The organism is Brevibacillus brevis NBRC 100599 (assembly GCF_000010165.1).
Classification (GTDB): Bacteria; Bacillota; Bacilli; order Brevibacillales; family Brevibacillaceae; genus Brevibacillus; species Brevibacillus brevis_D.
The window spans coordinates 5,481,133-5,503,822 of the sequence record NC_012491.1; the positions used below are offsets into that span (position 1 = coordinate 5,481,133).

Below are 22,690 nucleotides of genomic sequence, written 5' to 3' on the forward strand. Positions count from 1 at the left end.
AACTCGTTAGCTGAACAGTTCATTGAAATCATATTCTTCCACCAGGTTTATTTGAGACAAGCGCTGCATTGGATTGTCGATCATTTGACAGATAACATGCTTTAGCTGATCCAGTAACGCATTCATGGCATTCTCGCTGAATGCTTCCATGTTGTAATGTGCCGTTAACGTCAGTTGGTCATGACGCGTGGACAAAAATAACATCATATCCAATTGATCATCTTGAACGAAGTGGCTGCCTTCATACGTTTTGATTATCGATTCATCCAGAAAACGACGTAACGGACATTCCGTAAAGGTAATTTCATCTGATTCTGGCTGATTGTTCGATACATGTTGTCCAATAAAAACAATGGAATACAAATTCTTCTTATCGCCCGTGGCAGCTAACTGATCCTCTATGACCAAATTGTACGGATACTCTTGATTCTCATAAGCACCGTATGCGGTTTCTCTTGTTCTGTTCATCATTTCCAATACGCTCGGGTTGCCTGACAAGTCTGTGCGCATGGCAACCGGATTGATTAGCGGACCAATAATTCCTTCAAGGTCCGTCTGTGTACGGCCAGATAATGTCGATCCGACAGTAAGGATGGTTTGATCCGTGAGAAGTGACAGCCAAATGTTGATCGCCGTAAGCAAACTCGTATAGACGGTACCACCAGCCATTCGAGTCAATTCTAAAAGCGCTTGTCCCGTTACTGGCTCAATGGGAAGCGATGCTACGTTTGAAATTCGGTTGCCATGAGTGAGTAAATGTGTCTCTCGCGGTATGAACGGCGCATCTACATTTTGTTGCAGCTGTTTTAACCAATAGTCCCGTTGTCGGTTCAATTCTCCATTTTGCAATCGTGTTTGCTGCCACAAGGTGTAGTCCATATAATCCAATGGCTTGGAAAACTCCTTTTGCACACCGCTCTCTATTTGTTGATAAATGTCCGCGAGATCGTTGATAAACACATCTAAGGACCAGCCATCAAATCCAATATGATGAGCACTCAAGATAAGGAAATGCTTCGATGGTGTCATCCGATACAAAGTCATTCGGAAGAAAGACTCTCGTGAAAAATCAAATGGCTTGTACAAAGCGGATTGTAAATCGGCTGTGATTCGCTGCTCGCCTTCCGTCACAGATAATGCAGACAAATCTACAAACGCATTCTCCACCTCAAGGTCGTCATGCACTTTTTGATACAATTGCCCTTCGTTTTCTATAATCGTCGTGCGCATGATTCTGTGACGTTCAAACATAAGGCTCATAGCCCTATGCATAGAATGACTCTCAACGGGACCCGCTACTTCAAAGAGGTAAACCCCTCCTACTGCTTCTTGGTCACTGAATTTTGCATGGAACCATTGTCTTCTCTGCCCATGGGATACTTCGAATAAGGAGACATCTCTCTGATTCTCCACTCGTGATACTTCATGGATGCGGGTATTCGCCTCGCTGCCTTGCTTGATCTCAGATATACGAGCGGCAATCGCTTCAATGGTTGGAAACTCAAATATTGTGCGCAACGGTATGTCCATCCCAAAAACGGTTCGCATGCGGGAAATGACTTGCGTAGCCAATAAGGAATGTCCACCTCTATCAAAGAAGGAGTCCCTGATCGAAATCTGATCCACTTGCAATATATCGCACCAGATGGAGTGGATAAGCTCCTCAGGTATCGTGCGCGGCTGGATGATCGAGAAATCGCTTGGTTTCATGACTGGTAATTCCAGTTTATTTCGATCAATTTTTCCACTCGTGGTTTTGGGAACGCTGGCCAACTTCATGAAATAAGTTGGAATCATATAAGCAGGCAAATGCTCCTTCAGGAATGTCCGCCATTCGTTTACATCCCCGTCCCCCACGATATATGCTGCCAATTCGGTAGCTGACCTGTCGTTTTTAACAGAAATTACGGCTGCTTCACGAACGGACGGATGTCTGCTTAATGTGGATTCAATTTCACCCAATTCCACCCGCATGCCTCTGATCTTGATTTGATTATCTTGTCTGCCTACGAATTTGATGTTGCCCGAAGGCAGGAAGTACCCCTTGTCGCCAGTTCGATATATCCTTTCCCCTGGTACAAACGGATTCTCCATAAATACTTCTTTGGTTTTCTCGTGATCATGCAGATAGCCTCTGGCCAATCCAAGGCCACCAATATACAGGTCGCCGATGACGCCAATTGGGACAGCCTTCATATTCTGGTCAAGCACATAAACTCTGTTGTTATCAATCGGCTTGCCTACACTCACACAATCCTTTTCCAACGCGTCCATTGGCGAGCATGTGTATAGGGTGGAGTCGATCGATACTTCTGTAGCCCCCCATGTATTATGGAGTTTGGCATTTAGCATTTGATAGAACTTGCCTACTGTTTCGGGTAATAGCGCCTCACCACTGGAGATGACATTTTTTAATTTGTGCAACTTGGCTGCATCCTCTGGCGTAAGGGCGTCCACAAACATATTGAGCATGCTCGGTACAAATTGAATGCACGCAACCTGATAGTGAATGGCAGCCTGGATAATCGCCTCAGGGTCCCGATGCAGCCATGGTTCCAAGAGTGATATCCGTCCCCCTACAGACAATGGCCAAAAAAACTCAACAGCTGCATCATCAAATGTTAACGTTGTTTTTTGCAGAACAGACTCTCCCTGCTCCAAGCCATGTTGTCGCTGCATCCATAACATGCGATTTACCCAACCAAAATGGTGGTTTTCTACGCCTTTCGGATTTCCCGTCGAGCCTGACGTGTAATAAATCGACACCAAATCTGTCGGTTTTACGGTTTGCTCCGGCAATCCCTCCGGCATACTTGCTATTTTTTCTTTTTCCGCTTGGGAATTTATCCATCTAACATGAGTGGCTTGTCCAAACAGGTTCATGAACTCCGGCTCAGATATACAAATGTTGGTTTTGGAGCCCTCCAACAATTTCGTCATCCTCGCTTGCGGCATCTCTGTATCCAAGGGGAGAAATGCTCCGCCAGCCTTTACAATGCCGAGGATCGATATGACAAGCTCAATGGAGCGATTCATAAAGATCCCGACAGGCGTATTGGGTCCAACACCCAGCATCATCAGGTAGTGCGCCAACTGGTTAGAACGTCTATCCAGTTCTTGATAAGTAATTTTTTCACTGCCATATTCAGCTGCGATGAGTTCCGGTGTCTTTTTTGCTTGTTCGATAAACAAATCATGCAGGCATGTATTCTCTGGAATGGCGACTGCTGTATCATTCCACTCCACGAGGATTTGGTGGCGTTCTTCCTCGCTCAACAATTCTAGCAAGGCCATCGGCACATCCGGTGCGTTCACAAGCTCTTGCAACCAATTCGCGAAGTGGTCTGTCATTTTTTCAATCGTGGATGGATCAAATAAATCTGTGTTGTAGATCATGTTCATTACGAGACCGTCCTCAGACTCCCCCATGGATAACTGAAGATCAAATTTCGCCACATTGATCTGAACCGGCATTTTCTCTAATTGACCACTGGACGAATGATAGACATCCGCTTTCATTTCCGCCCAAGTGAACACCGTCTGAAATACTGGGGAGTAGCTCGGATTGCGTTCCAGTTGTAGTATTTCTACGATTTTTTCAAACGGGACATCCTGATACTCCTGTGCCTGTAACGCTTTTTCTTTTACTTGGGCAAGCAATTGCTTGAACGTTGGATTGTCTTGGAGGTTCGCCCGGTAGACGAGCGTATTGACGAAAAAGCCAATCAAGCCTTCGATTTCCTTTACGTTTCGGTTCGCTATGGGGCTGCCCACCAAAATATCAGTCTGTCCGGTATATCTGGATAAAAAGCCTTGGTAAGCGGCCAGCAGAGTCATGAATAAGGTGGTATTCTCTTGCCGACTGAGCGCTTTCAGCTTTTCAAGCAGTTCAGTTGTCAGCACCATCTTGTGCATATTTCCCGCATAGGTTTGAACGCTTGGTCTCGGTCGATCAATAGGCAATTGCAAGACAGGAAGCTCCCCAGATAGCTCCGCTTTCCAATAATCCAGTTGTTGGCTCATCACTTCATCTGTCAGCCATTCGCGCTGCCATACTGCGAAATCAGCGTATTGAATCGGCAATTCTGCCAATTTTGCACGTCCTCTTCTCTCTGCTGCCTCGTAAAAGGCCAGCCATTCTTCCAATAAGATATTCTCTGACCAGCCATCCGTAATGACGTGGTGCATCGTGCAAAGCAAAAGGAACTGATCCTCTTCCACGACGATTAACTTGGCGTGAATCAAAGGTCCCCGCTGTAGATCAAACCTTCTGTCTGCTTCCTGCATGATAGTATCGTGGATTTGCTCTTCTTTTTCAGCCGCAGATCGATCTCGTAGATCAATCACCGGCAACGTTCGATACACATGGGGTTCAATGACCTGGAAAGGTTGACCCCCTTCATTCGAAAACACTGTGCGCAAGATGTCATGACGTTGAAGTAACGCATTCCATCCCGTTTCCAGCGCCTGCACATTCCATTCCCCGGTTAAGCGCCACATGTGAGGAACGTTGTATGCCGTACTCTCCGGCTCTAATTGATGTAAAAACCATAGTCGCTGCTGGGCATGCGATAACGGCAGCTTTTCTCGATGCGAGGCTTTCGCAATAGCTGGTGTCCGTACTCTTTTGCCATCCCGGCCCAGCTCCTTGATTTTGGCATCTAGGCTTGCGATCGTCGGGCATTCAAACAGGATGCGCAACGGGATAGACAGGTGGAAGGCTTCCTGCAAGCGGGAAATGACCTGCGTCGCAAGCAGCGAGTGTCCGCCCAAATCGAAAAAGGAATCGTGGATACTCAAGCATTCCGTTTCCGTTTTTAAAACGTCACGCCAAATGGATGCGATCCGACTCTCTGTGTCCGTACGTGGTGCGACAAATTCATCCTTCATCGTGCGCATTTCTGGCAGCGGCAGTGCTTGACGGTCCACCTTCCCGTTAGCTGTAAGCGGGAAAACATCCATTTTCACAAAATAGGAAGGGACCATGAAAGACGGCAATTGTTCACTCGCATACCGTTTCCACTCATCTACATCCCCGTCTCCCGCGATATAAGCAATCAGACGTTTATCATCCGCTCCATATTCATGTACAAGGACGACCGCATCTCTTACTCTCTCATGCTGGCTGAGGACAGCTACAATCTCACCGAGCTCGATCCGGTTTCCTCTTATTTTGACTTGATGATCTTTTCGCCCGATAAACTCGATTCCTCGCCCCGGCACATATTTCACCAGGTCGCCCGTCCTGTATAACCTCGCTTTGGGGTCTTGTTGAAACGGGTGTGGAATAAATTTCTCTTCGTTCATCTCTGGTTGATTCCAGTATCCGAAAGCCAGTCCCTTGCCTCCCACATATAATTCCCCTACGAGACCGTCAGGAACTACCTTTAACATTTCGCTTAAGATATATATCTCTGTATCATCGATCGGTCGACCGATCGGAACGGAGTGCTGAATTGCGCTCTTATTTTTTATAGGATAATAGCAAGTAAATGTCGTGTTTTCAGTCGGGCCATACCCGTTAATCACCACTGTATCTGGTAACATATCCAAGGCACGTTGCGCATGCTTGGCGGACAGGATGTCGCCACCAGCCAACAATTGACGCACCCCGATTAAATCTTTGATCCGGTAATCGATCATTTGATGAAAGATTCCCGCGGTTAGCCATAACGTACTGATTTTTTCATCGCGCAGCACCTGTCCCAATTCTTCCAGAGACAGACTGGGAAATGGATAAATCACCAATTTCGCGCCATTTAGCAAGCTCCCCCATATTTCGAAGGTTGCTGCATCAAAGGAAATCGACGCGAGTTGCAGCATGGTTTCATCCGGTGTGAGTGATACATAAGAGACTTGCTTCGTAAGGCGGATCACCCCGCGATGTGGGATGAGTACCCCTTTGGGATTTCCTGTCGAACCAGATGTATACATTAAATAGGCAAGGCTTTCTGAAGTTGTACTCTCGCCTAGATTCGCATCGGATTCCTTGCTGATCTCGCTGGCGTCCAGATCGGGACATACGATTTTTAATCCGTCTGGCAGTCTGGATATCAAGCCTTCTTGTGTCAGTACAATCGAAATGCTTGCATCTTGCAGCATATAAAACAATCGTTGCTCGGGGTAGGCAGGGTCTAGAGGGACATAGGCACCGCCTGCCTTTAAAATAGCAACCATACTGACGATCATTTCAAACGAGCGATCCATGTACAAGCCAACTCGGCTCTCTACTCCAACCCCGCACGCTTGTAAATAATGCGCCAATTGATTCGCTCTGCTATTCAGCTCTCTATAGGACAGGCTAGTTCCTTTGTATACTAATGCAGTGGCATCAGGATGAAGCTCCACTTGTTCTTCAAATATGGTAGGGATGGAATCCTGCGTGAAGACTGTAGCCTTGGTGAGATTCCATTCGAGCAAAAGTTTGTGACGTTCTTCCTCGGTCAACAATTCCAGCAAGGCCATCGGCACATCCGGTGCGTTTACAAGCTCGTGCAACCAATGCGCGAAGCGGTCTGTCATTTTTTCAATCGTGGATAGATCAAAAAGATCTGTGTTGTAGATTATGTTCATCACAAGGCCATCTTCGGACTCACACATGGATAACTGAAGATCAAATTTCGCCACATTGATCTGAACCGGCATTTTCTCTAATTGTCCACTGGACGTGCGATAGACATCCGCTCCCATTTCCGCCCATGTGAACACCGTCTGAAATACCGGGGAGTAGCTCGGATTGCGTTCCAGTTGCAGCATTTCTACGATTTTTTCAAACGGGACATCCTGGTACTCCTGTGCCTGTAGCGCTTTTTCTTTTACTTGGGCAAGTAATTGCTTGAACGTTGGATTGTCTTGGAGGTTTGCCCGGTAGACGAGCGTATTGACAAAAAAGCCAATTAAGCCTTCGATTTCCGTTACATTTCGGTTCGCGATCGGGCTGCCCACCAAAATATCGTTTTGTCCGGTATATCTGGCTAAAAAGCCTTGGTAAGCCGCCAACAGGGTCATGAATAAAGTCGTATTCTCTTGCCGACTGAACGCTTTCAGCTTTTCAAGCAATTCGGATGCCAGTACAATCTTGTGCATACTTCCGGCATAGGTTTGAATGCTTGGTCGTGGTCGATCAATTGGCAATTGCAAGACAGGAAGCTCCCCAGATAGCTCCTCTTTCCAATAATCCAGTTGTTGGCCCATCACCTCATCCGTCAGCCATTCGCGCTGCCATACAGCGAAATCCGCGTATTGAATCGGCAATTCTGGCAGCTCCGCACGTGCTCCACTCTCTGCTTCCTCGTATAAGGCCAGCCATTCTTCCAATAAGATATCTTCTGACCAGCCATCCGTAATGACATGATGCATCGTGCACAGCAAAAGGAACTGATCCTCTTCCACGATGATTAACTTGGTTTGAATCAAAGGCCCTCGCTGTAGATCAAATCTTTTATCTGCTTCCTGTTCGATATACGCCTGGATTTGCTCTTCTTTTTCGGCAGCAGGTCGATCACGCAGATTGATCACTGGTAGCGTTCGATACACATAGGGTTCAATGACCTGGAAAGGTTGCCCCCCTTCATTCGCAAACACTGTGCGCAAGATTTCATGGCGTTGCAGTAGCGCGTTCCATCCCGTTTCCAGTGCATGCACATCCCATTTTCCTGTTAACCGCCACATGTGAGGAACGTTATAAGCCGTACTCTCCGGCTCCAACTGATGCAAAAACCATAGACGCTGCTGAGCATGCGATAACGGCAGCTTGTCCCGATGAGAGACTCTCGCAATAGCTGGTGTCCGTACTCTTTTTCCATCCCGGCCCAGCTCCATGATTTTGGCATCTAGGCTTGCGATCGTCGGGCATTCAAACAAGACGCGCAACGGGATCGACAGATGAAAGGCATCCTGCAAGCGGGATATGACCAGCGTCGCAAGTAACGAGTGTCCGCCCAAATCGAAAAAGGAGTCATGGATGCTAAGACGCTCCACCTTTACTATTTCCCGCCAAATCTCTGCGATCCGATTCTCTGTATCCGTACATGGTGCGACAAATTCATCCTTCGTCGTGCGTATTTCTGGCAACGGCAATGCTTGACGGTCTACCTTCCCGTTGGCTGTAAGCGGGAAAGCATCCATTTTCACAAAATAGGAAGGGACCATATAAGGCGGCAATTGTTCACTCGCATACCGTTTCCACTCATCGACATCCCCGTCTCCCGCAATGTAAGCAATCAGACGTTTATCATCTGATCCATATTCATGTACAAGGACGACGGCTTCCCTTACACTCTCATGCTGGTTGAGAACAGCTACAATCTCACCGAGCTCAATCCGATTTCCTCTTATTTTTACTTGATTATCTTTTCGCCCGATAAATTCGATTCCTCGCCCTGGCACAAATTTCACCAGATCGCCTGTTCTGTATAATCGCGCTTGGGAATCTTGTTGAAAGGGATGCGGAATAAATTTCTCTTGATTCAACTCCGGACGATTCCAGTATCCGAAAGCCAGTCCCTTTCCTCCCACATATAATTCGCCAACAAGACCAACAGGAACGAGCTTTTGCTTATCGTTTAGGATAAAGACCTCCGTATCATTGATGGGTCGACCGATCGGAACAGAATGTTGAATCTCGCTCTTCTGTGTTATGTGATAAAAACAAGTAAATGTCGTGTTTTCTGTCGGGCCATACCCATTAATCACCAGTGTCTCTGGTAACATGTCTAAAGCTCGCTGCGCATGCTTGGCAGACACGATGTCGCCGCCAGTCAGCAATTGACGCACTCCTTTTAAATCTTCGATGCGGTAATCGATCATTTGATGGAAAACGCCTGCGGTAAGCCATAGCGTACTGATTTTTTCTTCACGCAGCACCTGTCCCAGCTCTTCCAGAGACAGACCGGGAAATGGATAAATCACCAATTTCGCGCCATTTAACAGGCTCCCCCAGATTTCGAAGGTCGCCGCATCAAAGGAAATCGACGCGAGTTGCAGCATGGTTTCTTTCGGTGTGAGGGTTACATAAGAAGCATGCTTCGTAAGTCGGATCACTCCACGATGGGGGATGAGTACACCTTTCGGATTTCCTGTCGAACCGGACGTATACATCAAATAGGCTAGGCTTTCAGAGGTCGTGCTTCCGCCTACATTCGCATCGGATTCCTTGTTGATCTTGCTCACATCCAGATCGGGACAAACGATTTTCAATCCGTCCGGCAGTCTGGACACCATGCTTTCTTGTGTCAGCACAATCGAAATGCTTGCATCTTGCAGCATATAAAGCAATCGTTGCTCAGGGTAGGCAGGGTCAAGCGGGACATAGGCCCCGCCTGCCTTTAAAATAGCGACCATACTGATGATCATTTCAAACGAGCGATCCATGTACAAGCCAACTCGGCTCTCTGCTCCAACCCCGGACGATTGTAAATAATGCGCCAATTGATTTGCTCTGCTGTTAAGCTCCTTGTAGGTAAGGGTTGCATCTTTGTATACCAATGCAATGGCATCAGGATGAAGTTCCACTTGTTCTTCCAATAATGCGGTAATGGAATCTTGCATACAGCACCTCCTAATGATTACTCCACATTTCCAGCAGTTGTTTTTCTTCCTCTTCTGAAATGAATCGCAAGCCTTCTATTGATTCCTCAGGATATGCCGTCACTTGTTCGAGCCAATTCACAAAATGTCCGATCATTCGTTCTATGCTGGACGGATGAAATAAGTCTGTATTGTAGCCAAATGAAATCGTCAACGAATGCTCTGAATTGACTTCTATGGAAATGGACAGATCAAATTTGGCAACCTTGATGGTACTTTTCACTGGCTCAATGGTTCGATTTGGCCATTGCTTTACGTCTCTCAGATGGGTCTGCATCGTAAAAATCGTTTGGAAGATAGGTGAGTAACTTGCATTTCGCTCTGGCTGAAGGACCTCTACGATTTTTTCAAAGGGCACATCCTGATTTTCTTGCCCACGCAATGTTTTTTCTTTGACTTGGGCGACCAATTGCCTGAAGCTTGGATTGTCTTCGACGTTCACTCTGTAAACCAGCGTGTTTACAAAGCACCCGATTACCCCTTCCATTTCTTTTCGCGTGCGATTCGCGACTGGACTTCCTACTAAAATGTCGGTTTGTCCGGTATAGCGAGAGAGAAAGCTCTGATAGGCGGCCAGCAATGTCATGAACAGAGAAGCACCCTCTTGCTTGCTGAAAGCTTTCAGTTTTTCTAGTAATGAAGGGGTCAAATCGATATGCTGCATGTCCCCTGCATACGTTTGAATGGCTGGCCGTGGACGATCGAATGGCAACTGAAGCACCGTGAGCTCGTCTGCAAGCTCCTTTTCCCAATACGCCACTTGCTCTTTCATCGTCTCGTCTGATAGCCACTGTCTTTGCCACACAGCAAAGTCCCCGTATTGAATGGATAACGGTGGCAGATCGGCAGGCGTTCCGCTGACTGCTTCTTCATAGAAGGCCATCCACTCGTCCAACAAGATATCCTCTGACCAGCCATCGAAGACAATATGGTGGACGGTACAAAGCAGAACATACTCCGATTCATCCTGCTTAATCAGCTCAGCTTCAATCAACGGTCCTTGACTCAAGTCAAATACGCGATCAGCACTCCGTTGAATACAATGCTGGACCTGCTTTTCTCTTTCATCCGCAGAGAGGCTGCTTACATCAATGACGGGTAGTGCTCTTGGCTGATGCGGCTTGACGAGTTGAACAGGGACGCCATTTTGTTTTGCGAAAACAGTACGAAGCATTTCATGACGTTCAATCAATTGGTTCAATCCTTTTTCTAAGCCGACAACATCCCATGAACCGCTTAAGCGCCATACATAGGGAATGTTATAGACGTTGCTTCCTGGCTCCAGTTGGTCAAAAAACCACAACCGGTGCTGCGTAAAAGATAACGGGATCGGTTCCGTTCTATCCACTTGCACGAGAACAGGCAGTTGAAACATTTTCTCGCCTTGACGCAATTCGGTTATCCGCTTTGCCAAGCCCTCAATGGTCGGGCAATCAAAGATCGCTCGGAGAGGCAGATGTTGACCAAACACATCTCGTATGCGCGATACAACCTGTGTTGCTAACAGGGAATGCCCGCCCAATTCAAAGAACGAATCATATACCCCAATTTGGTTTACTTTTAAAATTTCACTCCATATGAGTGCGAGCAATTCTTCCGTTGAGTTTCGCGGCGCTGTGTAGTGATGGCTTACCATATGGATCTCAGGCAGTGGCAATGCTTTACGATCCAATTTGCCACTCGAGGTGAGTGGCATTTTCTCCACCCGTACAAAATAAGAAGGAATCATATAAGGCGGTAACTGCTTCTGTAAATGGCTTTTTAACGTCTCGACCTCTGATGCCCCACTGTAATAAGCAATTAATCGCTTGTCCCCCGGCTCATATTCGTGGGCAATGATGGCAACTTCTCCTGCCCCCTGCTGCTTCCTCATAACCGCTTCGATTTCACCTAATTCAATCCGATAACCGCGAATTTTGACTTGATTATCCATACGGCCGATGTACTCCATATTGCCGTCTGGCATCCACCGCGCGTAGTCACCTGTCTTGTACAGCCTTTCAGATCGATCACCAAAAGGATTCGGGACAAAACGTTCAGCTGTTAACTCGGGCTTTCCGATGTACCCTCGTGCAAGTCCAATGCCCCCAATAACCAATTCACCCATCACACCTATTGGTTGCAGGTCCCCTTCCTTATTGAGGATGTAAGCTTGAATATTATCCATAGGCTTCCCAATGGGGATTACCTCGCTAGCGGCCTGGCAATCATAGTAGGTCACTTCAATGGTCGTTTCTGTAGGACCATACAGATTGGTAAGCGTCGTCTGATTCCGTTGCCCGATTAACCGATGAAAACGTTGAACCTGTTCCGTACTCAGAGCTTCCCCAGTCGTATAAACTCGCTGTAAAGTTTTTATTTCCTCTGCGCAATCCACGTTTTCCATATGGTCTAAAAAGATGCTGAGCATAGAGGGAACAAAATGAATATAGGTTACTTGGTGCTGGGCAACCGTTTTGACAATAACCTCCGGGTCTTTCTCTGCTTGGGGAGCGAGGAAACATAGTTTGCTGCCAGTGAAAAACCACAGGACTAATTCCGTTACGGAAACATCAAAACAATAGGGAGTCTTTTGCAAAATGGTGTCATGCTCGTTCATGGGGTAGCGATGGACCATCCAGTTCATCCGATTGACAACCGAGCAATGCTCGATCATGACTCCTTTTGGTGCCCCCGTCGAACCTGAAGTATAGATGACGTACGCCAAATTTTTCGAATGAGAAACGGACTCCAGATTATCGCATTCTACATCCTGATCCGGCCTATTCTCTTCCAATAACAGGACGGGACCATTGAAATCAATTGCTGTCTTGAATTTTTCTTGCATGACGACGATCTTCGTATCGCTATCCTGGAGAATATAGGACAGTCTTTCTTTTGGAGCTGCTGTGTCCATCGGCATATACGCTCCACCCGCTTTTAGAATGGCAAGAATACCAATCATCATGTCGGGAGAACGCTCACTCATTAACCCTACTAATGTATCCGGCTTCACTCCCAGATTTCGTAATTTGCTTGCCAGGAAGTTTGCCCGGTTATTTATTTGCCTGTAGGTCCATTGCTCGTTGCCGAATACAACCGCCATTCGCTCTGGTGTCCGGACAGCCTGCTCCTCGAAAATTTGATGGAGTGTTTTCTGATCCTCAAACGCAACAGCCGTGTCATTCCACTCTTGGAGAATTTGGTTCTTCTCAGAAGCGGTCAGCATAGGCATGGAATGCAACGTCCGGTCACTGTGCGTCAGAACGCTTTGCAGTAATTCAATATAATGATGAAACATGCGGCGCATGGTAGATTCGTCATACAAATCCGTATTGTATTCCCAGTCAAGGCTTATACTTCCGAATTCATCCTTTGTTAAAAGGGAAGAAGCGAGCTCCTCATGATTTGTCACTACGACGTTGATATCAAATTTTGCCGATCCGTTGCTAATGCCTTCGGTGAGTTGAATATTCAGATTGGATACAGGGAGATGAGTGACTTTTGCATCCTGGAAACTAAACATGACTTGGAAAAGAGGGTTGCGGCTTTGATCACGCTTCAGTTTTAAGGCATCGACTACTTGATCAAAAGGAATTTCTTGATTCTCGTACGCTTCCAGGGCTGACCTCTTCACGTCTTGCAATACATCCCGGAACGTCATATTGTCGGTAAATTGCTGACGGATCACTATATTGTTCACAAACATCCCGATCAATTCTTCCGTGTCTTTCCAACGTCGATTCGCGATACCCGAGCCAACAATAATGTCTTCTTGATTGGAATAACGATGGAGCAAGGTTTGAAACGCAGCCATCATGACCATGAATAAGGTCGTATTTGTTTTCATGCAGTAATCACGCAGTAGAAGATACAGTTCCTCCGGTATTAATTGGGTGAACATATTCCCGTGAAAGGTTTGATTGACTGGCCGTGGCCGATCAGTGGGCAATTCCAGAATCCCATTGGCCCCTTCCAGTAGATTCTTCCAGTACGTTAATTGCTTGTTTTCCTTGCCACGCTTAAACAGCTCATTTTGCCATACGCAATAGTCTGCGAATTGAATCGGCAACTCAGCCAATGGGGACGGTTTATTTTCAAGATAGGCACTGTACAGCGTAAACAGCTCTTTTAAAAATTTGCGGAATGACCATCCATCATGAATCAGATGATGCTCCACAAACAAAATGACAGACTCCCACTCAGAAATCTTGTAAACAATCCAGCGCGCTAATGGTAGCTGCGAGATATCAATCGGCTTTTTGATCTCCATTTGAATCAGTTTTTGGACTTCAGCAGCACGATCACTCTCAGGTAGGTGCGAAACTTCGACAACAGGCAATTCCACATCGAATGGTTCAGAGATCACCTGATAGGGCTGTCCATTTTTCTCATGAAAAACGGTTCGGAATATTTCATGTCTACGCACAAGCTCCGTAAAGCATTTATTAAGAATGGGGAGCTCCAGCATCCCACGCACTTTCATTGTGGCTTGAAAAATATAAGCCAAGTTATTGGCGCTTAACTGTTCTAAGAACCACACTCTTTCTTGCGAATAAGAAAGCGGCAATTCGCGATCTCGTGACACCCTCTTGATGGCAGGGAATGCATCTCCTGCATTTACCTCATCTGCGGCAGCTACGATTGGCACGATGCTCCGAATCGTCGGATAAGCAAACAGAGCAGACAACGGAATCTCTTTCTTGAAAAGAGCACGGATTCTCGCAATCACCTGAGTCCCCAACAGCGAATGTCCGCCTAATTCAAAGAAATGATCCTCGACTCCAATCTCGTCGTATCCGAACAAATCCAGCCAAATATCCAAGAGCTTGGTTTCCCATTCCGTTTCCGGTTTTACATATTCCGTCGAAACATGCGGGCGACTATTGCCTACCTCTGGCAGTGACTTACGATCAATTTTTCCGCTGGGAGTAAGCGGGAAAGCATCCATTTTCACAAAATACGCTGGAACCATAAACTCTGGAAGCTGAGCCTTCAAATAATCACGCCATTCTGTTACCGTTCCAGACCCGATCACATAAGCGATCAGCTTGTTATTATCATAGGCGTCTTTTTTCGCCACAACGATTGCTTGTTCCACAGTCGAATGATTGCCTAACGTGACTTCAATTTCCTCCAGCTCAATTCTGTACCCTCTCACTTTTACCTGACTGTCATTTCGCCCGATATATTCCAGGTTTCCGTCAGCCAAGTACCGAACCAAATCTCCCGTTCGATACAAACGCAAGTCTGATTCTGGACAATACGGGTTGGAAATGAAGCGTTCCTTTGTCAATTCAGGACGGTTCAAGTAACCTCTTGCTACCCCTGATCCCCCGACATACAGTTCTCCGGCAACTCCGACAGGTTGAATTTGTAAATGCTCGTTCAATACGTATAGCTGTGTATTGGCATTCGGTTTTCCAATGGGTATTTGCGCGTGCTTTGCATCTGGATGGCATTGGAAGCTGGCAACCTCGACTGTTGTCTCTGTCGGCCCATACGTGTTGTATAAGCTTGTACCATAAGGAATGGTCAATAGATCGATACACTTCGTAACGACATGAGGCGGAAGCACTTCCCCTCCAACTGTGACGTATTTCAAGGAGGATAACGCAGAAGAAGAATCCTGTTTTTCTATATAATCCAATACGGCTTTCAACATAGACGGCACAAACTCAAGGTGGGTAATTCGATGCGCCTCGACAGCTTTCACAAGCAAGGCGGGGTCTTTCTCATCGCCATTTGGGAGGATGTACAGGCTAGCACCTTTCAACATCCACCAAAAGAGTTCCCAAACAGAAGCATCAAAGGAAACAGACGTTTTTTGCAAAAGCCTGTCCGTATGTAAAAGAGGACTGCGACTCTCCAGCGTTTGAAGAAAATTCATAACAGAATGATGCTCAATCATTACCCCCTTGGGATTTCCTGTCGAACCGGAGGTATAGATGACGTAAGCAAGATTGTGGCCGTTTACTTCGATCTCAGCGGGCTCCGTGCTTTCATTCGACAAAATTTCACAATAATCCGACAATTTAACCACTTTTATTCCGTCAGGTACTTTCGTCGCGGACGCTTCATCCGCAATCACTACTTGTAAAGCTGCATCTTCCATAATATAGTGGAGTCTTTGAACAGGATACGCAGGATCGATCGGTACATAAGCGCCTCCTGCTTTCAACACACCCAAGATACTCACGAGCATTTCAATGGAACGCTCTTGGCATATTCCCACCAGCACTTCAGTAGTTACCCCAATCTTTCGGAGGTAATTCGCTAATTGATTTGAGCGGATATCCAATTCTCTATAAGTCATCTTCTCTTGCTTAAACACGAGCGCAATGGCATCGGGATTCTGATTGGCTTGGAAATCAAAGGCGGTCAAGATTGTGTCAGGAACATTCGAGGGTTCATCATTCCTGCACCACTCGTCTAGCAGTTCCTTCTCTTGGTTTTTGGTTATCAGTCTCAATAAATCGATAGGCGTTTCGACATGAGTGATTACTTGTTCGATCCAGTTGCAAAAGTTCTCGATCATTCGTCGTATCGTTTGTTGTGCAAACAAAAAGGAATTATATGTAAATGTTATATGCATTCCCTCAGCCTCTTCGACATTAACACGCAGCTCTACATTTGCTATTTGGGAGTCGACAAAAAGTTTGTTATCGTCATCCCCGGCTTTTCCTACTCGTAAAAAGGTATGAAATAATTTCGTAGTTTCGGAGCTACTAGCAAGCTTCTCCTCCACTCTATTCTCTTTGATTTCGTTCAACAGCTGCTTAAAATTCGTTGTTTCACCAGCAATCACTCGACTTGCAAAAAAGGTAGGACCATCACTCGCTATCGCTCCGACCCGAATGTCGTTTTGCCCCGTATATCTGTAAAGATAGCTATGGTATGCAGCTAAGAGTAGCGTAAACATGTCAGTCTCTTCCTGCATGCAAAGTAATCTTGCTTTCTCCCCAACCGTTTTTGACAGATCAATCGATTGCGTCTCTTCTGCATAATGAGCATTCTTAAGTCTCGGGAAATCAAACGGAAGCTGCAGCAATGGAGCCTCTTCTGCCATTTGATTCACATGATCTTTCATGGCCATGGTTATCCTCCCTTTTTGAGCTTGATAATGAAGGGGGAACCCTCTAAAATTATGAAGTTCCTCACCCGCTCTGCTTGACAGACTTTTAAAATGGATATTGGTCGGTAAGCCTCCCCCTCCTTTACTAAGTAGGCGTTGACTCATCGAATCGTCCACGTTAAAGACCGGACACCCGATTCGTTTAGGTGAAGCAAGTAAGCAGCGTCAAAAAAGGCCAGAATAGTTGACCAAAAAACATGTTGCGTCCAAATTTTACAGGGCATGTTCAAAGCGGCTACAAACGAGATGTGAAAGGGAAGGTAAGTGAATCGAAAGTGGAGTAGTGTTTTGAATACAGTTAAGTATGAAACACCTATGAAGTGGAAAAGCAGCTTCAGATTCTACTAGGAATAGGGGAATTATAAGAATAATTTACTTTTAAGAGAATAAATGTAATAGATTACCAATTATAGGCATTATATCACATCTGAATTTTATGTCAATTATTAGCGTTGACATTGGTTTATCATAAAACAAAAATAGACATGCTTACCTTCTCGGGTAGACTGGTGTAGAAATAGATCGATACCTGAGAAGGCTGAACATGTCTATTTTTCTATTAACCTTGAAAAAGGGTATACCCTCCTACTACTATCGAGACTGCAAATAAAATACCGAAGTACCACTTCGTAAACCGAAGACTGAACCACGAGCCTTCCCACCATAAGATCCCAAAAAAAATGGCCCCAATCAAGATGCTACTTGCAAAAGCAAGGAGTGCATTCTCCATCTTTCTTCACCTTTTAAACAGAATGGAAAAGAGGCTGCCCTCCACAGTAGATCGAACAGCCCCTTTTCATTTACCAGACCGTAATGTTAATCGTAATAGTCTCGCCGCCGTATTCCACTGTAATGGTTGTTTTACCAGATTCCAGTGCGGTCACGACACCATTTTCTACAGTCGCAATCTCAGGATCTTCCACTGTCCATTTGGCATCCTTGGTGACGATCTCCTCGTATCTATTTTCATAGACCGCATACAGGACGATCTCTCCAGTATTGTCTGCCTCCAAGCGCAGCGAAGAGCGCGATACTCGCAAATTTTTCACTTTCTTTTCCTCTACGACGAGCACACGATTAGTTACCTTTTTACCGCCGTATTTCGCAGTAATGACAGCCTTCCCGGAAGCCAGCGCTGTCACTTTTCCCTCTTTTGTTACTTCGATGACCTCTTCATTGCTAGAGGACCAAGTTGCTTTCTCTGTCACCTCTTCGGTGTTCTTGTCATTGAAGACGGCTGTCAGCGTTAGCTGCTTCTCCTCATCGATCTCCAGCACCAAATCCTTGAAGGAGGTCGTCAACGAACGAATCGTTTTCGTAGAAACCGTCACCGGAATCTCCAGTTCCTCGCCCATATAGCGAACGATAACGATGTCTTCTCCTTCTTCTTTGCCTGCCGTAATGCGACCCTGCTTGACGGTAACCAACCCGTTTTCCGTGTCGTACTCAACATTTTTGTCTCGCGTGATGTCTTTGCGTTTTTTGCCTTCTACCTTATAAACTCGTAAGGTTGTGGTTACTCTCGGCTTAATCCAGAAGGACGGTTCGTTTGTTTCCAACTGGAAGGTGGGTATTTCCTTAACGGTTACTTCCACCGAAGCGGTTTTGTTCCCGTCTACGGTCGTCACTGTAATCGTCGCAGTTCCAGGAGCTACTGCCTTGATCTTACCATCCTCATCTACCTCTACGATCTCAGAGTCGCTGCTTTCCCACTTGACCCGTTTGTTGGTGGCATTCGTTGGTTTTACTGTGGCTCGAAGGCTTTCTGTATCGCCAACACGCAATGTTAACTGCTCTTCCTCCAGCTCAACTCCGGTGACCGGCTCTCCTGTTGGTGGATTCGGCACATTTGGCACGTGTAGCTCAATGGAATCATCCAGTTCAACGGTGTTTCCTGCCTGGTCGCGAAGCTGGATCAGAACCTTTTTCATTCCATTGCCATACGTCAAGTTCCACGGTATCGTTCCCGTCACTTTTTCCCAGCTGCTCCACTTGCCTTGGTCATTGGAGATACGCATCTCGACATCTCCTAAATTGTCCGAAGCAGTAACATGCAGTCTCACGCTGGTGGAGCTGGTTAGACGATCATCATTGTTGATGACGAACGTTCCTGTTGGTGCTGTTTTATCCAAAGTAAACGTGATCTTGATTTCGTTACCGGAAGCATCTACAACCCGTAGTTCATGCTTACCTTCACTTGTTACCCGGTCGCCACTTGAGAATGGAGCACCGTTCAACGTCGCGGTTCCTTCGTTGAATGTGATGGTCACGTCATCTTTGTAAATGCCTTTGTCCTCGACTCCAGTAACAACGGGCGCATCTGCATCCAGCTCGATTGTATCTGACACGGTTGTAATGTGCCCTGCCCGGTCTGTGATCTGCATCTCGACAGTCTTGGTTCCATCACCGGACTTCAACTGCCATGCTTTGGTCGCAGTTACTGCCTCCCAATCGCTCCAGTCGTTGTCACCATTTGCGAAGCGGATTTGTACATCACTGGTACTGTCGTTCGCTGTGATAGCGAGCGTAACATCACGAGACTTGGTGGAATTGTCTCCGTTATTGATCGTGATAGATCCAGTAGGCGCCAACACATCCAGTACAATCGTATCACTTAGCTTTGTGACGTTCCCCGCTTTGTCCCGCAGCTTGACATAAACCGTTTTGGTACCGTTTGTGCTGCCATCAGCCAGCTTCCATGCTTTTGACTCCGCAAAACGCTCCCACGTACCCGAATTGTCATCGGCGTTAGAGATCGCCATTTCAATGTCGTTGGTATTGCCTGACGCAGTGAGTTGCAGTGTAACGTCTTCTGTTTTCGCAAATTCGGCTCCGTTATCGATGCTGAGCGTTCCAGCCGGTGGTGTTTTATCCAGCGTGAAACGGATCGTCGTACGATTTTGTGCATCATCCGTGACGACCAGCTCATACGAGCCTTCCGCAGTGACGACAGAACCGCTCGTAAACGGATTGCCGTTTAGTAATGCTGTTCCCTCATTGAAGGTAATCGTTACGTCGCTCGCATAGACACCATCCTGGGCGACTCCTGTGACAACTGGTCCAGCGGAATCCAGCGTGATTTGCTTTTGAAGGGCCAATCTATTTCCAGCCGGATCTCTTAGCTCCAGATAGACCCTTTTGGTTCCATCGCCACCGCTCAGCTCCCATGGAACGTCGCCTTTCGTCGGCGCTGTTTTCCAATCGCTCCACGTCAGGTTGTCATTCGACAAGCGCATTTCCACACCATGAGCATCAGCCGACTCCACACTCAACGTAACCTTGCTCGTGTTGGTATACGACTGACCTTGATTGATCTCAAAGCCCCCCGTAGGGTTGGTCATATCGAGTGTGATTTCATCGGTAAAGCTGGCAATATTTCCTGCCTTATCCTTTACTTCCATGGAAACCGACTTGGTTCCGTCTCCAGTCAGCAAGGTCCACGCCTTTGTTGTGGTCAGCGTTTCCCAAGAAGTCCAATTGGCTGGATCGCTCGTATCATGGGAAAAGCGCATCTGTAGTTCATTGCTGAAATCGGTAACGGCAATTTGTAATGTCGTTGCTAGTGTATTGGTATAATCGGCGTCACCATTGATCTTGAAACTGCCCGACGGCTTCGTTTGATCAATCGAAAATGCAAGCATTGCTGTATTGCCCGCTTCGTCCGTGACAATCAGCGTATAAGCGCCATCGTCATTGACGATTTCTCCGTCAGCGATCGTCTTTCCGTTCAAGGTCGCCTTTCCTTCGTTGAAGCTGATCGTCACACTCTGATTGTACAGCTTGTTGTTCTCTACCCCTGTGACTACAGGCGCAACCGTATCGAGTGTAATTGTTGTCTGTAAATCATGCGTGTTGCCAGCTTCGTCGATCAACTGTAGATAGACTGTCTTCTGTCCATCCCCATTTGTTAGCTTCCAAGACTTGGCGCTCGCCACATCCTCTAGTGCACTCCAGCTGGTGTTATCGTTGGACAGCTTCATTTTCACCTTGTTGGAAACGTCAGTGGCATCGATTTGCAAAATGACATCTTGGTTATTCGTATGAGTGGCTCCGTTATTAATCGCAAATGTTCCAGTTGGCGCGGTTTTATCCAGCGTAAAGGTTACCATTGTCGTATTCCCCGCTGTATCCGTCACTACCAGCGTATACTTGCCCTCCACACTCACCTTTGTGCCACTGACAAAAGGAGCACCATTCAATGTTGCTGTGCCGTCGTCGAAGACAGGTGTGACATCTGCCGTGTAGAAGCTGCCATTCGCTACCCCTGTCACAACAGGTGGCGTTTTGTCCAACACGATGGTACCCGATGTATAATACATATTCCCTGCACCATCACGGAACTTCGCGTAGACCGTTTTTTGCCCATCTCCGCTAGCCAAGTTCCATTCCAGCTTGTTGTTGACAGGAACAGGTATCCAGCTACCTGTAAAGCTGTTATCATTCGACAACATCACTTCTACAGGGCCGTTCGCATCACTTCCCTGAATGGTAAGCTCCACCTTTTCTGATGAAGTGGCTACGTTCCCATTATTGATCTCGATAGTCCCTGCCGGAGGTGTTATATCCAGCACAATGCTATCCTGCGCTTTCAGAACAGTTCCTGTTCCGTCACGCAGCTCCATGAAGATCGTTTTGGTCCCTTCGTTTGTCGTAAAGGTCCACATTACTGGTGTCATAAACGACTTCCATTCGCTCCAAGGACCACCTTCTACATTCGCCAAACGATATTCGGGCTTGGCCGCGTCAGGATCATCATGGGCCATGGTGAGCGTCACATTTGGTGAATTCGTAAACGCAGCACCACCATTGATGATAACCGTCGCTGTCGTTGGTGGTTCATCTACATCCGTCACCTGGATGTTCATCACCTTGGTGAATATATTGCCAGCCGAGTCTGTTGCGGTGATCGGTACAGCGTAAGTCGAGCTCGTTTCAAAATCAAACGTTTCTGTCGCCTTCAGTTGATTTCCGTCAACAGTAAATGGAACCGTAGGGTTTTGAATATGGAACGAAGCGGTGTCTCCTTGATCAGGATCTACTGCCGAAAGCGTACCAACTACCGCTCCTATTTGATTGTTTTCGGGAATCGAATTGGACGATAAGAGGATATCGGTTGGTGGAGTGTTAAGAGCATACGTGATTTCTAGCTGAGAAGCATAGCTAGCATTTCTTTTGTCGTAGAAAATAATTTGAGGCTGATACAAGACAGGAACAGGTGGTGCTGTTTGTCTTCCTCTTAAAACAAAGGTAGCTTTTTTGTCTGGAATATTACTCATGACAAAGCTGGTTACATCAAACGATTTCCACCCTGTGAAATTAGTAGGAATAAACTCATTTGTTATGATTCTTTCCTGATACGAAGGTAGCACAGTCGCAAAATCATCGTTCCAATTGTCATCAAACGAGCCCCATAGATCAATGAAAGGCATATCTCCACCTGTTGCTTCTACCTTATGCACATAAATTTTCAGAACAGCAGACTGAATTTTCCTCTCACTTTTCACGCCGCTCAGGTCAAAACGTAGAGCAGCATTCGCAGCCCCATAATCCCCACCAGAGTCTCGCGCATAGCCGACGATCAGCGTATTGGGAACACCCTGATAATCCAAGCCATCAGGATAGGCACCAAACGCATCCACGAACTTGTCTGCCTCTACTCCAATCTCTAGAAGTTCCGCTGCGTTGGCTTTTTCTTGAATAAGCATCGGTTGGACAATTGCAAACAGCAAAGTAAATACCAACAAACGAGCCATCATTCTTTTCATCAATAACGTTGTCCTCCTTCCTTCTTCATTTCAACTCCCCCTACTGTCGACACATTCCCCCAGCAAAACATCTAGGTGAAACAAAAATATGGTAACAACAGTCTTTTGCAAAAAATACTAACTAAAGTTATGTCTTTTCGTGATTGATTTTTTTCAATAAAAAACCCCACCGTACTGTTGCAAACAAAAAGAACCCCAAAAATGGGGTTCCAATTTAGCGGGT

At 46.4% G+C, this 22,690-nt stretch carries 3 protein-coding genes; all 3 read right to left on the reverse strand.

What is annotated here, in order from left to right:
* Positions 1-6: 6 nt before the first annotated feature.
* A complete protein-coding gene (locus BBR47_RS25990) occupies positions 7-9,549 on the reverse strand; it encodes a non-ribosomal peptide synthetase (protein ID WP_015893427.1) in 9,543 nt (3,180 codons plus the stop codon).
* A 10-nt stretch (positions 9,550-9,559) separates the two neighbouring features.
* Positions 9,560-16,663, reverse strand: coding sequence for an amino acid adenylation domain-containing protein (locus BBR47_RS25995; RefSeq protein WP_015893428.1), 7,104 nt, complete (start codon positions 16,661-16,663; stop codon positions 9,560-9,562).
* A gap of 839 nt (positions 16,664-17,502) precedes the next feature.
* Positions 17,503-22,467: an Ig-like domain-containing protein gene (locus tag BBR47_RS26000; RefSeq protein ID WP_015893429.1), complete on the reverse strand. Its 4,965-nt coding sequence runs from the start codon at positions 22,465-22,467 to the stop codon at positions 17,503-17,505.
* Positions 22,468-22,690 lie beyond the last annotated feature (223 nt).